The following is a 15,024-nucleotide window of genomic DNA, read 5'->3' as shown; positions in this document are numbered from 1 at the left end:
CCGGCCGGTAATTTTAGGGCGCAAGTGTAACGCGAATTGCGCCCCGGGAAAATAACTTACAGCGAGGGGGACGACAGGCGGTTGCCGTGCATCACTAACAGGTGGTCGGAGTCGGCGGGCATACCGTCCGGTTTAACGTTTTCCAGGCGCAGAACATCGCCCATAATCTGGCTGAACACCGGCGCCGACACCGCGCCGCCATAGTAAGATCCATTTTGCGGATTGTTAATCACAACCACCAGCGCAAATTGCGGATCGCTGGCCGGAGCCACGCCCGCCGTATAGGCCACGTATTTATCGACATACTTACCGTCATCGCCGATTTTCTTCGCCGTACCGGTTTTTACCGCCACGCGATAATCTCTGACTGCGGCTTTGGTTCCTCCCCCGCCGGGGAGCGCGACGCTCTCCATCATATGCTCAACCTGATGCACCAGTTCGGCGGGCATCACACGCGTCCCCACAACGGGCGGATCGATACGCGTAATGGAAAGCGGTCGGTAGATACCAAAACTGCCGATGGTGGCATATACGTGCGCCAGCTGGAGCGGCGTCACCATCAGACCGTACCCGAAGGCAAACGTCGCCCGATCCAGATCGCTCCAGTAACGACGCTGCGGCAGTAAGCCGCTGCTCTCCCCGGTGAGCCCCAGTCCCGTAGACTGCCCAAAGCCAAAGCCTTTATACGTATCCAGCAGTCGTTGAACCGGCATAGCGAGCGAGAGACGCGACACGCCGGTATCACTCGATTTTTGCAGGATTCCGGTCAAACTCAGCTCCGGGTAATACCCCACGTCACGAATCCGGTGGCCGTCAAGATTAAACGGATGCGTATCAATCACGCTGTCGGGCTGGACAATGCCCTGCTGAAGCGCCGTCATGATCACCAGCGGCTTGACCGTGGAACCCGGTTCAAAGGTATCGCTGATGGCACGGTTGCGAAAATCATCCAGCACGGCGCCTTCCCGGTTATTCGGATTAAAGTCCGGGAAGCTTGCCATCGACAGAATTTCCCCCGTCGCGATGTTGACCAGTACCGCCGCGCCGGACTCCGCTTTGTTCCAGGTGACAGCGTTATCCAGCGCATCCTCCGTCACTGTCTGTAGGCGTTCATCAATACTGAGCTGAAGCTCATGCGCCGGCACAGGATTTGTTTCGGTTATGTTCTCGATGACATGACCAAACTTATCTTTGCGAACAAGGCGGGAACCGGGTTTCCCCGTCAGTTGGGCATTAAAACTTTTCTCAATCCCCTCAATCCCCTGCCCGTCAATGTTGGTAAAGCCAATCAGGTTGGCCGCCACATGCCCTGCCGGATAAAAACGCCGGGGCTCTTCACGCAGGTTAATGCCAGGAAGATTGAGCTTATCGATCCATTCGGCCTGCTGCGGCGAAATCTGGCGCGCCAGATAGATAAACCGCCCGGCAGGATTGCTGTTTACCCGCTCAGCCAGCGTAGCCAGTGAAAGATGCAGCGTCTGCGCCAGCGCCTGCCAGCGTTGGTTATACCCCACGCCGCCTTTACTGACGATCGTCTTCGGGTCGGCCCAGACCGCATTGACCGGCACGCTAACGGCTAACGGACGCCCTTCTCTGTCGGTAATCATGCCGCGTGGCGACGCCGTGGTGACCTCACGTAACGAACGCCTGTCCTCTTGTTTAACCAGATTTGTCGGCGTGATGATCTGTAACCACGCCACGCGTCCCAGCAATAACCCCATGCTCAGCAAAATCGCCACGCACAGCAGAGCAAAACGGATAGGAGCAAAATTACGCACGGCGCCGTCGCTTTTCTTTTTCACCTGGTCTCCAGCAAGGTCGTTTTTCAGGTGATTGATTTAACGGGAATTGACGAGGGAAAGCGGGAAAAACAATGCTACGAACATCGCGGCTTTGCAACAAAGCGCTAACAGAAGTGTATTCAGAAATATTTTGAAGGAACCTGAATTAAAAAGCCCCGCACTGGCGAGGCTTTATATCTGAGGTTGATGCGCCTTGGCGCTTCAAATCAGTGGTGTCGATCAGATAGCTGTTACGTTAACAGCAGCCGGACCTTTCTGGCCGTCCTGAATTTCGAACTCAACGTTCTGGCCTTCAGCCAGAGTTTTGAAGCCGTTACCCTGGATAGCGGAGAAGTGTACGAACACATCTTTGCTGCCATCAGCCGGAGTAATGAAGCCAAAACCTTTAGACTCGTTGAACCACTTAACTTGACCTTTAATCTTTGCCATTTGCAAAATTCCTTAGAGTGTTTTCTTCGCCCGCAGGCATAACATAGATAAAACTGAGACATTACTGCTTGAGGCACTAATATAAGGTTCGGCAGAGAAGCGGTATTCAACGTCAACGTGTTTACTCAGGACTTCTTTACTGAAAATGCCACACATAAACAGAACTGTACCTCGTTTAACCCAAAACGTGTTATCACATACAACGTTAATTATGGCAAGCCATTTTTAAACGTGTCTCGATCAGTCGCACAAATCCAGAGAGATATCAAAGATCAACTGCACAGTTATGCGGCACAGTTCCCGACGATATATTCTCGCTTCTCCAGGCGCCTTTCGACAGGCTTACGCCCGTACAGCGGCTTTTCTACCATAGCTCAATAACTTCGGTTGTTCCAGGTCATGCGTTGATCTTATCGATACGGTAAACAGATATCACTTTTTATGCTTTGTAATGCATAAATTGTCACAACGCAAAAAAACCAATATTGTTTAAAAATGCGAAGTATTCGACCATTTTTCATCCGTTTCACTGATAGCCAATACGTGCTTTGGTTGTGCACCAAAATAATGAAAGAATGATGACAATGCACAAAAAAAGTGAGAGAAACGTTTCGCTATTAATAAAAACGATCGCTATCACAAAAGCGACATAATCACATTATTAGCGTATGGATAAATATATTTAAGGAGAGATTAAGTTAAAGCATTAAATGATCAATGAAATAACAGACCTGGTATACACAGGGTTACATTAATGAAAACAGGATGGGCCTGCCTGAAGGAATGGCTGGCAGACGCGCATCCTGTCTCTGCTTGTCGTTACCGTTCAGCGACCAGACGGATGATATCGTCATCCTCTTCCTGAGGTTTCGCTTCAGACTCGGCCTCAGCGACTTTTTCAGGCTCGTTAGCTTCGCACAGACGGCGTAGCAAGGCATTTTGCCGCTTTTGCTGATCCAGCAGCGCTTCAAGCAGCTCAATCTGCTCATTTGTTCTTGAACTTGCCCGGTTCACAAAAAACCACAGGACCAGCCCGACAATCAGAACCACCACCGATACAATCAAAGACGTAAAAGTCAGTACGCCAGAATTCAGAACTTCGTTCATGTTACCACCTCAATGTAGACGCCGTATTTTACCACTGCTACACGGGAAGGTAATCAACTGTTGTAAAAATGCTATCACCAGGGGATAAATTTATTGATGGCACAAATTCCGTTGAAAAATTGTACATCCTGATCGCACATTATGTTGAACACCTGCGCCCACAGCAGCAGACATACCAACGCAACAATAATCAGGATTACCCACCGAAACTTTTTCACTCCGCTCTCCGCATCCACATCTTATGCCATCAAATTACCACGCGTTATCTAAACCGGAACTAACTGGAGCGACATTATATACTTTTAGGAATGATACACTTGTTTCAGTGGGCGTTCAGGCTACCCTTATTCTAACCAAAAAAAGAAAAGAGGTAGTAATGCGTTTGATCATTCGCGCGATTGTTTTGATTGCTCTGGTATGGATTGGTTTATTGCTCAGTGGCTATGGGGTTCTGATTGGCAGCAAGGAGAACGCCGCCGGTCTGGGTCTGCAATGTCAATATCTGACCGCTCGCGGCACCAGTACAGCGCAATATGTCCATACTGACAGCGGCATCATTGGTCTGTCAGACTGTCCTGTATTCAGAAAAAGCGCCGTGGTGGTCGATAACGGCTAATCTGGCATCACATTCATTCATCTGCATAAATATCAGGCATAACGTGGTTATGCCTTTTTAATGCGTTTTCTGGCGGGAGAAACCACTCTCCTGCCCCCTTTCAGGGCAATAAAAAAGCCAGCAGGTATCTTCTACCGGCTGGCTTCTGAACGGCTCAGGGCGCGCTCACCTCAGAATGGATAGTCGTTGTAACCCATCTGCTCAGAGATTTTACGCGCTGCCGTGTGCAGCATAGCGACATACTCATGCAGACGTTCTTCGGAGAAACGCAGCGTCGGGAACGAAATGCTCAGACCGGCGATCACCACGCCAAAACGGTCGAACACCGGCACGCCAATACAGCGCAGACCTTCTTCCTGCTCTTCGTTATCTTCGCCATACCCCTGCTCGCGCACCTGATCCAGCATCGGCAGTAACGCCTCGGTGCTGGTAATCGTGCGCGCGGTGCTACGTTTGTACTCCACGCCATCCAGTATCTGTTTGACTTCATCACGGTCGCGCCATGCCAGCAGCACTTTACCGATTGCGGTGCTGTACAGCGGGTTACGGCGGCCAATGCGGGAATACATGCGCAAATTGTACATGGAGTCGATTTTATGAATGTAGACAATGCTGTCTTCATCCAGCGCACCGAGGTGAATTGTCTCTTTGGTCAGACGGGAAATTTCACGCATCTGAATATCAGCGCTACGGATCAGATCAACGTTTTGCAGCGCACGGGCGCCCAGCTCAAACAATTTCAGGGTCAGCGAATATTTTTCAGATTCACCTTCCTGCGCGACATAACCCAGCGTTTTCATCGTTTGTAAAAAGCGATAAACGGTGCTTTTTGACATCATGACACGTTGCGACAGCTCGGTGATCCCTATTTCGCGCTCTTCACCCAGCGCTTGCAGAATGCCAAAAACCTTCAGCACAGAAGAAACAGAATCAGGTTGTTTATCCAGATCTGCGATAGCCATTTATCACCTCATTGCGAGTGTTTTATAAAAATCAGAACCGGTTTTTATTATAATTTCACGTCATGGCGGTCGCAATCCATCTTTGCTTACTTAGTTACAAATCTGCGACATAACCCCGCGATATCAATGCTAAAATCATTACTCTGATCATAATCCCCCGAAAGATATTGACTCTCTATGGACAAAATCCAGGCCGATGGCCTGCCATTACCCCAGCGTTACGGCGCCATTTTAACCATCATTATTGGTATCTCGATGGCCGTGCTGGATGGCGCAATCGCGAATGTCGCGCTCCCTACCATTGCAACCGATCTCCAGGCGTCCGCCGCCCGATCGATCTGGGTTGTTAACGCCTACCAAATCGCGATCGTGGTTTCTCTCTTATCGCTCTCATTTCTGGGAGACATGTTCGGCTATCGACGCATCTATAAATACGGCCTGGTCATTTTCCTGTTTTCGTCACTGTTCTGCGCGCTGTCGGACTCCCTGGAAATGCTGACGCTTGCGCGCGTCGCGCAGGGGTTTGGCGGCGCCGCGCTGATGAGCGTGAACACGGCGCTGATCCGACTTATCTATCCGCAACGCCACCTTGGGCGCGGAATGGGCATCAACTCCTTCATCGTCGCGGTGTCTTCGGCTGCGGGGCCAACCATTGCAGCAGCAATTCTGTCGATAGCGTCATGGAAATGGCTGTTCCTGATTAACGTTCCGTTAGGCATTATCGCATTGCTGCTGGCTATGCGTTTCTTACCCCCAAACAGCGCTCGCAGCACCAAACCGCGCTTCGACTTGCCCAGCGCGGTGATGAACGCCTTAACCTTCGGCTTGCTGATCACCGCTCTCAGCGGATTCGCACAGGGGCAGCCTTTAACGCTGATTGGCGCAGAACTGGCGGTTATGCTTGTCGTCGGTTTCTTCTTCATTCGCCGTCAGCTCTCACTCCCGGTGCCTTTGTTACCGATTGACTTACTACGCATTCCGCTCTTTTCTCTGTCGATCTGCACCAGTATTTGCTCTTTCTGCGCGCAGATGCTGGCGATGGTTTCCCTTCCCTTCTATCTGCAAACGGTATTGGGGCGTAGCGAAGTCGAGACCGGGTTATTGCTGACGCCCTGGCCGCTGGCGACAATGGTGATGGCGCCGCTGGCGGGCTACTTAATTGAACGGGTTCATGCCGGGCTGCTGGGTGCGTCAGGACTGATAATTATGGCCACAGGACTTTTTGCGCTGATGCTGCTGCCAGCCTCGCCGTCAGATATCAGTATCATCTGGCCGATGATCCTTTGCGGAGCCGGTTTTGGCTTATTCCAGTCGCCCAATAACCACACGATTATCACCTCTGCGCCACGCGATCGCAGCGGAGGGGCCAGCGGGATGCTGGGCACGGCGCGTCTTCTGGGCCAGAGTACCGGCGCAGCGCTGGTTGCGCTCATGTTGAATCAGTTTGCGGACAACGGTACGCATATTTCCCTGATGACGGCGGGCATCCTGGCGACCGTAGCCGCCATTATCAGCGGTTTGCGCATCACTCAACCCCGCTCCGTAGCGTAAAAAAAAGCGCATCATCTGATGCGCTTTTTTAGAATGCCAGGCATACCGCCTTACTTCAGGTACTCGCCGCTACGCAGCGCTTCAATACGCTTATCCAGCGGCGGGTGAGTCATGAACAACTCGCTCAGTGACTTCGACTTGCCGTTGATGCAGAACGCCATCATGCTGTTGGCTTCCTGCGGCTCATAGCTGGTTTTCAGGCGCTGCAATGCGGCAATCATCTTTTCACGGCCGACAAGCTTCGCAGACCCGGCGTCCGCATGGAATTCACGGTGACGTGAGAACCACATGGTGATAATGCTTGCCAGTATCCCGAACACCAGTTCAAGAACCATCGCCACCGCGAAATAGATCATTGGGTTGCCGTTGCTGCTTTCACCCTCATCACGGTTTCCACCGAGGAAGCCCGCGGCGATCTGCGCGATAATACGCGAGATGAAGATCACAAAGGTGTTCACAACCCCCTGAATCAGCGTCATGGTGACCATATCGCCATTAGCGATGTGGCTGATCTCATGCGCGATAACGGCTTCGGCTTCATCCGGGCTCATGTTTTGCAGCAAGCCGGTGCTCACCGCAACCAGCGACGCATCACGGCGCGCGCCGGTCGCAAACGCGTTGATATCCGGCGCATGATAGATAGCCACCTGCGGCATAGCGATTCCGGCCTGACGCGCCTGCGTCGCCACCGTGTTCATCAGCCAGCGTTCTCTTTCATTACGCGGTTGCTCAATGACTTCCCCACCCACGGACTTTAACGCCATCCATTTGGACATCAGCAGCGAAATGAAGGAACCACCAAAACCAAACAGCAGCGCCATAATCAGCAAGCCTTGTACGCTGCTTGACTGTATCCCTGTCAGGCTCAGCACCAGCCCGAAAACGACCATCACGGCCAGGTTCGTCAGCAGGAAGAGCGCGATTCGCATCATAATTTTCTTTTAACCTCAACTTAACAAAACGCACTATGCGATACCCACATCGTATGGGTCTTGTGGCTATTTTCAAGCATCTGCGGGCGGTAAGTCACCAGAAAGACACAACTTTACATTTTGTTGCATAAGACTGACGGCTTAATGCGCTTGTTAAAAAAACAGGCACAATTTCTTGTGCCTGCTTGACGCTATTTGCTGGTTGCGGGTTGCTCCGCGGGCTTCTCTTTCTCAAGATGCGCCAGATCCAGCGCTATCCGTACCGTTTCATCCAGATACGGATCCGGCTCTTTATAATCCTTCGGCAGATCGTCCAGTTTCTTCAGAAGCGGCTTGCCTTCACGTTTAAACCGATCGTTGATACGCGCCAGACGCAGGGCATCGTCTTCGTTATTCTCTTTTTCGCGCTGGGCGAAATTGAGAGAAGCGATATTACGCTTATCTTTCATCGCGTTAAAACGGGCAATGTCCTTCAGGATGTACTGGAACTCAGGATCGTTCGCGATGCGCGCGTTATGCTCTTTCAGCAGTTCCGGGCCAAACGGCGTTAAATCATCTGACTTCACGTACGTTGCCGCATCAATGCTGTCCCACGGCAAGGCGTTGTCTTCAAACTTCTCGCCGGTTTCCGTCTCTTCATTCCCCGTCGGCATGACGATATCCGGCGTGACGCCTTTACGCTGCGTGCTGCCGCCGTTAACACGGTAGAATTTCTGAATGGTGTACTGCACGGAGCCCAGCGCAGGCCATTCAGGACGCAGCATCTGATCATAAATACGGTTCAGAGAGCGGTACTGCTGTACGGTGCCTTTACCGAAAGTCGGTTCACCGACAATCAATGCGCGACCGTAATCCTGCATCGCTGCGGCAAAAATCTCCGACGCGGATGCGCTGAAGCGATCGACCAGTACCACCAGCGGGCCTTTGTAATACACCACGCCATCGGTATCGGCGTCTTCACGCACTTTACCGTTGTTGTCACGAACCTGAACAACCGGGCCAGACGGGATAAACAGACCGGACAGCGAAACCGCTTCGGTCAGCGCGCCGCCGCCGTTGGTGCGCAGATCGATAACAATGCTGCTCACGTTCTGTTTTTCCAGTTTCTGTAGCTGGACTTTGACGTCATCCGTCAGCCCCACATAGAACCCCGGAATATCCAGCACGCCGACTTTCTCTTTACCGACCGTTTTCACCGTCATTTTAACGGCGCGGTCTTCAAGACGAATGCGTTCGCGCGTCAGCGTAATGGTTCGCGTTTTCGTGCCCTTACCGGCAGGCAGAATTTCAAGACGAACTTTGCTGCCTTTCGGCCCTTTGATCAGCGCCACCACGTCATCAAGACGCCAGCCGATCACATCAACCATTCCTTTCCCCGTCTGGCCTACGCCTACAATGCGATCGCCTACGCTTATCGCCTTGCTTTTTGCCGCCGGGCCGCCGGCAACCATCGAGTTGATGACCGTGTAGTCATCGTCCATTTGCAGAACCGCGCCAATACCTTCCAGAGACAGGCTCATTTCAGTATTGAACTGTTCGGTATTTCGCGGAGAAAGGTAGTTGGTATGCGGGTCGATTTCGCGCGCAAATGCGGTCATCGCCAGTGAGAACACGTCTTCACTGTTGGTTTGCGCCAGACGGCGAATCGCAGATTTGTAACGACGCGTCAGCGTTTCGCGAATTTCTTTATCGTTCTTGCCCGTCAGCTTCAGGCTAAGTTCGTCGAATTTCACCTTGCCATCCCACAACGCGTTCAGCTCAGCCTCATTTTTCGGCCAGGGCGCTTTGCTGCGGTCAAGGTTAAACGTGTCGTTACCGGTGAAATCCATCGGGCGTTCCAGCACGCTTAACGCGTACTGATAACGTTCGAAACGGCGTTTTTGCGCCAGGTTATAGAGGTCATAGAAGACATCCAGTTTACCTGTACGCAGCTCATCGCCGAGGACAATTTTGCTTTTCGCAAACTGCTCCACATCACTCGCCAGCAGCACATTGTGGCTGTAGTCGAGCAGATTAAGATAGCGATCGAAAATCTTTGCCGAAAACGCCTGATCCAGGTTGAACTGACGATAGTGGGAACGTGTAAAGCGCGAAGTCACGCGCTCACTCACGGTCGCATGCTGCGTTTCTTCCTTCAGAACGGGAATTTGATCGGCGCGCGTAATGTCATCGACGGCGAAGGACTGGCCTGCTATTGCAAGCAAGCCAGCTAACGCGGTAAGCCTAAAAAAAGTGTTCATGCCAGGCCTGGCCTCCGTTTCAGAACACCAGGTGTTCTGCGCGTACAATCAAAGACATACCCGAATTCAGCTGTACACGGACGCCATCTTTGGTGACTTCTAATACGGTGGCATCCATCGCATTGTTGCCTGCTTTCACCTTCAGTGACTGCCCTACCGTCAGCGCTGAAATATCAGACACCGGGGTATGCTGTTCTTCGCGTGGTGCGCGTGGTGCTTTAGCCGCCGGTTTTTCAGCGCGAGGAGTACGCGGAGTCGTCTCTTTACGACGTGGCGCAGGACGCGGTTTACGCTCACGGCGCGGAGCGTCTTCTTTTTCGCCTGCCGCAGCGGCAGCTTCGCGTTTTTTCGCCTGCTGTTCCGCACGTTGCGCCTGGACGCGTGCTTTCGCTTCTTCAAGCTGCTTACGCGCATGTTCAACGTGCTGCTCATCCAGCTCACCGCAAGGGTTGCCGTCGAGATCGACACGCGTTGCGCCCGGCTTAACGCCGTACAGGTAACGCCAGCTTGAAGTATAAAGACGTAAAGCGGAACGAAGTTGTGTCTTGCTGAGGTTCATTTCGCCCTCAACACGCTCTACCAGATCCTGAAAAATGCCAATTTTCAGCGGGCGCGCTTCGCCTTCCGCACTAAAACACTGTGGAAAACGTTCGGCCAGAAACGCGATAACTTCTTTACTGCTATTCAACTTAGGTTGATTTTCCATGAAATTTCCTGATTACAACGGACGTAGCCAACAAGCCGCAGGCATGAACAGGCGTCATTATAATGACGCCATCAGTAATTGCTACGTTATCCGTTGATTATCCTGCAACGGTCGCAAAGAATTTTTTGTAATCCGTCGTTGCAAGCACGGTTTCAAGCCGCGCGACAAGCTCACGCAGGCCTTGCTCATCCTCTTCGGTAAAGCGGCCAAATACCGTGCTATCAATGTCCAGCACGCCGATTATCTGATTGTCTACCGTCAGAGGCAGCACAATTTCAGCATTGCTGGCGCTATCGCAGGCGATGTGTCCGTCAAACGCATGAACGTCCTCGATGCGCTGCACCTGGTTCTGCGCGACCGCCGTACCACAGACGCCGCGTCCAACCGGGATCCGCACACAGGCGAGTTTCCCCTGGAACGGCCCCAGCACCAGCGTGTCGTTTTCCAGCAGATAGAACCCCGCCCAGTTGACGCCCGAAAGGCGCTCAAACAGCAGCGCGCTGGTATTTGCCAGGGTAGCGAGAAAACTGGTTTCACCTGCCATTACTGCCTGAAAGTCGCGGTTAAGATCCGCGTATAGCTCTGTTTTGCTCATTATATAGTCACTTAGTTGTCTTACTCTAAAACTACAGCCTATTAAAATAAGCATTAAATGCGTTAATGCTCAAGATCATTCCCGTCATGAGTTAAGATTACATTAATCTAACACTTTGATTCACGATACATGGCCCTGAACACCCCGCGACTCACGCCAACAAAGAGAATAACGGTCTGGTCTATCAGTGAAGCGTTGCCCCGCGCCCATTATCAGCGCTGCCCCCAATGCGACATGCTGTTTAGCCTGCCGAAAATGCAATCGCACCAGAGCGCATATTGCCCGCGTTGCCAGGCCAAAATTCGCGATGGACGTGACTGGTCGCTGACGCGTCTGGCGGCGCTGGCCGTTACGATGCTGCTGCTGATGCCCTTTGCCTGGGGCGAGCCGCTATTGCGTATCTGGCTGTTAGGGGTGCGTATTGACGCCAACGTGATGCAGGGCATCTGGCAGATGACCAGGCAAGGCGATCCACTTACGGCCGCCATGGTGCTCTTTTGCGTGGCGGGCGCGCCGTTAATTCTGGTCACCGCCATCGCTTATCTATGGTTCGGTAATATTCTCGGCATGAATCTGCGTCCGGTATTGCTGATGCTGGAGAGGCTCAAAGAGTGGGTGATGCTCGACATTTATCTGGTCGGCATTGGGGTCGCCTCGATCAAAGTGCAGGATTACGCCTTCCTGCAACCCGGCCTGGGGCTTTACGCCTTTGTGGCGCTGGTGATCCTCAGTATTCTGACGCTGTCGCATCTCAATGTGGAGCAACTCTGGGAGCGCTTTTACCCACAACGCCCCGCCCGACGCCCGGACGAAAAACTTCGCGTCTGTCTCGGATGCCACTTCACCGGTTATCCTGACTCACGGGGACGTTGCCCCCGTTGCCATATCCCGCTGCGCCTGCGCAGAAATCAGAGCATACAGAAATGCTGGGCGGCGCTGCTGGCCTCTGTCGTCCTGCTGCTACCCGCAAACCTGATGCCGATATCCATTATTTACGTGAATGGCGGGCGTCAGGAGGACACGATTTTATCGGGCATTATGTCGCTGGCGAACAGCAATATCGCCGTGGCGGCCGTGGTCTTTATCGCCAGTATTCTGGTGCCATTTACCAAAGTTATTGTGATGTTTACACTGCTGCTCAGCATCCATTTCAAATGTGAGCAAGGGCTGCGTACGCGCATCCTGCTGCTACGGATGGTGACCTGGATCGGCCGTTGGTCCATGCTGGATCTCTTTGTTATTTCGTTAACGATGTCGCTGATTAATCGCGATCAGATACTCGCTTTTACTATGGGACCGGCTGCGTTTTATTTCGGCGCAGCGGTAATATTAACTATTCTTGCAGTGGAATGGCTGGATAGCCGCTTACTTTGGGATGCACATGAGTCAGGAAACGCCTGCTTCGCCGACTGAAGCGCAGATAAAAACAAAACGTCGTATTTCCCCTTTCTGGCTGCTGCCGTTTATCGCGTTGATGATCGCAGGCTGGCTGATTTGGGGAAGTTATGAAGATCGCGGCAACACCGTGACGATCGACTTTATGTCGGCGGATGGCATTGTTCCGGGGCGGACGCCTGTGCGCTATCAGGGCGTTGAAGTGGGTACGGTGCAGGACATCAGCCTGAGTAAAGACCTGCGCAAGATAGAAGTGCGCGTCAGCATTAAGTCAAACATGAAAGATGCCTTGCGCGAGGAGACCCAGTTCTGGCTGGTGACGCCAAAAGCGTCGCTGGCGGGCGTTTCGGGTCTGGACGCGCTGGTCGGCGGGAACTATATCGGCATGATGCCCGGCAAAGGAGCCGAGAAAGATCACTTTGTCGCGCTTGATACCCAGCCGAAATACCGTCTGGACAACGGCGACCTGATGATCCATCTTCACGCGCCTGACCTCGGCTCTCTTAACAGCGGGTCGCTGGTCTATTTCCGCAAAATTCCGGTGGGTCGGGTATATGACTATGCCATCAATCCCAACAAACAGGGCGTCACCATTGACGTACTGATTGAGCGTCGCTTCACCAGCCTGGTGAAAAAAGGCAGCCGTTTCTGGAATGTCTCCGGCGTCAATGCGGATGTCAGCCTTAGCGGCGCGAAGGTGAAGCTGGAGAGTCTGGCGGCGCTGGTAAATGGCGCAATCGCGTTTGACTCGCCCGACGATTCGCAGCCTGCAACCGCAGATGACGCATTTGGCCTCTACGAAGATTTAGCCCATAGCCAGCGCGGCGTCATCGTCAAACTTGAACTTCCCGGCGGCGACGGCCTGAAAGCCGACTCCACGCCGCTGATGTATCAGGGGCTTGAAGTGGGCGAGCTCACCAAATTAACGCTCAACCCCGGCGGGAAAGTCACGGGCGAAATGACGGTTGACCCCAGCGTGGTAACACTCCTGCGTGATAAGACGCGTATTGAGCTGCGCAGTCCAAAGCTGTCGCTGAGCGATGCCAGTATCAGTTCGCTTTTGACCGGCAAAACGTTTGAACTGGTGCCAGGCGAAGGCGAACCGCGCAGTGAATTCGTCGTGGTGCCTGGCGAAGAAGCCCTGCTCCATGAACCAAATGCGCTGACGTTAACCCTGACCGCCCCGGAAAGCTACGGTATTGACGCCGGTCAACCGCTGGTTCTGCATGGCGTGCAGGTGGGCCAGGTCATTGAACGTAAGTTATCCAGTAAAGGCGTTGCGTTCACGGTGGCTATCGATCCGCAACATCGCGCCCTGATTCAGGGTGACAGCAAATTTGTGGTCAACAGTCGCGTGGATATCAAAGTCGGTCTCGACGGCGTGGAGTTTCTCGGCGCCAGCGCCAGCGAGTGGGTGAGCGGCGGCATTCGTATTTTGCCCGGCACAAAAGGCGAAATGAAATCCAGCTACCCGCTGTACGCCAATCTGGAAAAGGCCGTGGAAAACAGCCTCAGCGACCTCCCCACGACCACGGTGAGCCTCACTGCTGAAACGCTCCCGGATGTACAAACGGGGTCAGTGGTGCTGTACCGTAAGTTTGAGGTAGGTGAAGTGATCACCGTGCGCCCACGCGCTAACGCCTTTGATATCGATCTGCATATCAAACCGGAATACCGCAACCTGTTAACCAGCAACAGCGTATTCTGGGCGGAAGGCGGGGCGAAGGTACAGCTTAACGGCAGCGGCCTGACCGTGCAGGCATCTCCCCTGTCGCGTGCGCTGAAAGGCGCTATCAGTTTCGATAATCTGAGCGGCGCAAGCGCCAGCCAGCGTAAAGGCGACAAACGAATACTCTACGCCTCGGAAACCGCCGCCCGCGCGGTGGGTGGGCAAATCACCCTGCACGCCTTTGACGCCGGTAAACTCGCGGCGGGTATGCCGATTCGTTATCTCGGCATCGACATCGGCCAGATCCAGACGCTGGAGCTGATTACCGCGCGCAATGAGGTCCAGGCGAAAGCGGTGCTCTACCCGGAGTATGTCCAGACCTTTGCCCGAAGCGGTACGCGTTTCTCGGTGATCACGCCGCAAATCTCCGCCGCGGGCGTGGAGCATCTCGATACGATTTTGCAGCCCTACATTAACGTGGAGCCCGGACGCGGCAATCCGCGTCGTGATTTCGAATTGCAGGAAGCAACCATTTCCGACTCGCGCTATCTTGATGGTCTGAGCATCGTCGTGGAGGCTCCTGAGGCAGGTTCGCTGAACATCGGCACGCCAGTGCTGTTCAGAGGTATCGAAGTGGGCACGGTAACGGGAATGACGCTGGGTTCGCTGTCTGACCGCGTGATGATTGCTATGCGCATCAGCCAGCGTTATCAGCATCTGGTGCGTAATAACTCCGTCTTCTGGCTGGCCTCCGGCTACAGTCTGGACTTTGGCCTGACCGGCGGCGTGGTGAAAACCGGCACCTTCAATCAATTCATTCGCGGCGGCATCGCGTTTGCAACCCCGCCAGGGACGCCGCTAGCGCCGAAGGCGCAGGCGGGTAAACACTTCCTGCTGCTGGAAAGCGAACCGAAAGAGTGGCGCGAATGGGGCACCGCCCTGCCACGTTAACTCCCCCGCTCCGGCGTGCTCGCGCCGGAGCATTTATGCTACACTGCGCGCCTGTTTTATTGCCGGTGG

Annotated in this window: 14 protein-coding genes; 4 read left to right on the top strand and 10 right to left on the bottom strand. The window is 53.4% G+C overall.

Features of this window, described 5'->3' with window-relative positions; all coding sequences use genetic code 11:
- Positions 1 to 56 precede the first annotated feature (56 nt).
- From ftsI2 to mgrB, 5 genes are all read right to left on the bottom strand, one after another.
- On the bottom strand, positions 57 to 1,802 hold the full coding sequence (gene ftsI2, locus OGX93_RS01650) for a peptidoglycan DD-transpeptidase FtsI2/PBP3(PARA) (protein WP_286449254.1): 1,746 nt from the start codon (positions 1,800 to 1,802) through the stop codon (positions 57 to 59).
- Positions 1,803 to 2,021: 219 nt separating this feature from the next.
- On the bottom strand, positions 2,022 to 2,231 hold the full coding sequence (gene cspE, locus OGX93_RS01645) for a transcription antiterminator/RNA stability regulator CspE (RefSeq protein WP_001062678.1): 210 nt from the start codon (positions 2,229 to 2,231) through the stop codon (positions 2,022 to 2,024).
- Positions 2,232 to 2,243: 12 nt separating this feature from the next.
- Positions 2,244 to 2,387 carry a DUF2627 domain-containing protein gene (locus OGX93_RS01640; protein WP_001537930.1) on the bottom strand — a complete coding sequence of 48 codons (144 nt, stop codon included), beginning with the start codon at positions 2,385 to 2,387 and terminating at the stop codon, positions 2,244 to 2,246.
- A 663-nt stretch (positions 2,388 to 3,050) separates the two neighbouring features.
- Positions 3,051 to 3,338 (bottom strand): YebO family protein, encoded by a 288-nt coding sequence (locus OGX93_RS01635; protein WP_012132046.1) that lies wholly within the window; start codon positions 3,336 to 3,338, stop codon positions 3,051 to 3,053.
- Positions 3,339 to 3,412: 74 nt separating this feature from the next.
- Positions 3,413 to 3,556, bottom strand: a complete 144-nt coding sequence (gene mgrB, locus OGX93_RS01630) for a PhoP/PhoQ regulatory lipoprotein MgrB (protein WP_024130265.1) — start codon at positions 3,554 to 3,556, stop codon at positions 3,413 to 3,415.
- A gap of 158 nt (positions 3,557 to 3,714) precedes the next feature.
- Between mgrB and OGX93_RS01625 the strand changes: the two genes are divergently transcribed.
- Positions 3,715 to 3,954, top strand: a complete 240-nt coding sequence (locus OGX93_RS01625) for a YobH family protein (RefSeq protein WP_024130264.1) — start codon at positions 3,715 to 3,717, stop codon at positions 3,952 to 3,954.
- 170 nt (positions 3,955 to 4,124) lie between these two features.
- Here the strand turns inward: OGX93_RS01625 and kdgR are convergent, their stop codons facing one another.
- Positions 4,125 to 4,916, bottom strand: coding sequence for a DNA-binding transcriptional regulator KdgR (gene kdgR, locus OGX93_RS01620; protein WP_012132042.1), 792 nt, complete (start codon positions 4,914 to 4,916; stop codon positions 4,125 to 4,127).
- A 177-nt stretch (positions 4,917 to 5,093) separates the two neighbouring features.
- On the opposite strand from kdgR, the gene OGX93_RS01615 reads away from it, so the two are divergent.
- On the top strand, positions 5,094 to 6,467 hold the full coding sequence (locus tag OGX93_RS01615; protein ID WP_112002004.1) for an MFS transporter: 1,374 nt from the start codon (positions 5,094 to 5,096) through the stop codon (positions 6,465 to 6,467).
- A gap of 50 nt (positions 6,468 to 6,517) precedes the next feature.
- Here OGX93_RS01615 and htpX read toward each other — a convergent pair whose 3' ends face one another.
- The 4 genes from htpX to msrC all read right to left on the bottom strand — a co-directional run bounded on the left by htpX (position 6,518) and on the right by msrC (position 10,940).
- Positions 6,518 to 7,399: a protease HtpX gene (gene htpX / locus OGX93_RS01610; protein ID WP_012132039.1), complete on the bottom strand. Its 882-nt coding sequence runs from the start codon at positions 7,397 to 7,399 to the stop codon at positions 6,518 to 6,520.
- Between the two features lie 191 nt (positions 7,400 to 7,590).
- Positions 7,591 to 9,639 carry a carboxy terminal-processing peptidase gene (gene prc, locus OGX93_RS01605; RefSeq protein WP_286449255.1) on the bottom strand — a complete coding sequence of 683 codons (2,049 nt, stop codon included), beginning with the start codon at positions 9,637 to 9,639 and terminating at the stop codon, positions 7,591 to 7,593.
- Between the two features lie 19 nt (positions 9,640 to 9,658).
- Positions 9,659 to 10,345 carry an RNA chaperone ProQ gene (gene proQ / locus OGX93_RS01600; protein ID WP_012132037.1) on the bottom strand — a complete coding sequence of 229 codons (687 nt, stop codon included), beginning with the start codon at positions 10,343 to 10,345 and terminating at the stop codon, positions 9,659 to 9,661.
- Positions 10,346 to 10,442: 97 nt separating this feature from the next.
- The gene (gene msrC, locus OGX93_RS01595; RefSeq protein ID WP_012132036.1) at positions 10,443 to 10,940 is read right to left on the bottom strand and encodes a free L-methionine (R)-S-oxide reductase MsrC; all 498 of its coding nucleotides are present in this window, start codon (positions 10,938 to 10,940) and stop codon (positions 10,443 to 10,445) included.
- 129 nt (positions 10,941 to 11,069) lie between these two features.
- Here msrC and yebS point away from each other — a divergent pair, with 129 nt between their 5' ends.
- Together yebS and OGX93_RS01585 are read left to right on the top strand one after the other, a co-directional pair.
- On the top strand, positions 11,070 to 12,353 hold the full coding sequence (gene yebS / locus OGX93_RS01590) for a membrane integrity lipid transport subunit YebS (protein ID WP_024130263.1): 1,284 nt from the start codon (positions 11,070 to 11,072) through the stop codon (positions 12,351 to 12,353).
- Positions 12,322 to 14,955, top strand: a complete 2,634-nt coding sequence (locus OGX93_RS01585; protein ID WP_115609228.1) for a PqiB family protein — start codon at positions 12,322 to 12,324, stop codon at positions 14,953 to 14,955. Before yebS ends, OGX93_RS01585 begins: the two co-directional genes overlap by 32 nt.
- The last annotated feature ends 69 nt before the right edge of the window (positions 14,956 to 15,024 follow it).

The sequence above is a fragment of the Citrobacter sp. CK195 genome (assembly GCF_030333365.1).
In the GTDB taxonomy this organism is placed as follows: Bacteria; Pseudomonadota; Gammaproteobacteria; order Enterobacterales; family Enterobacteriaceae; genus Citrobacter_B; species Citrobacter_B koseri.
The sequence above is the reverse complement of the archived record's forward strand: the minus strand, read 5'-3'. Positions and strand labels throughout refer to the sequence as shown.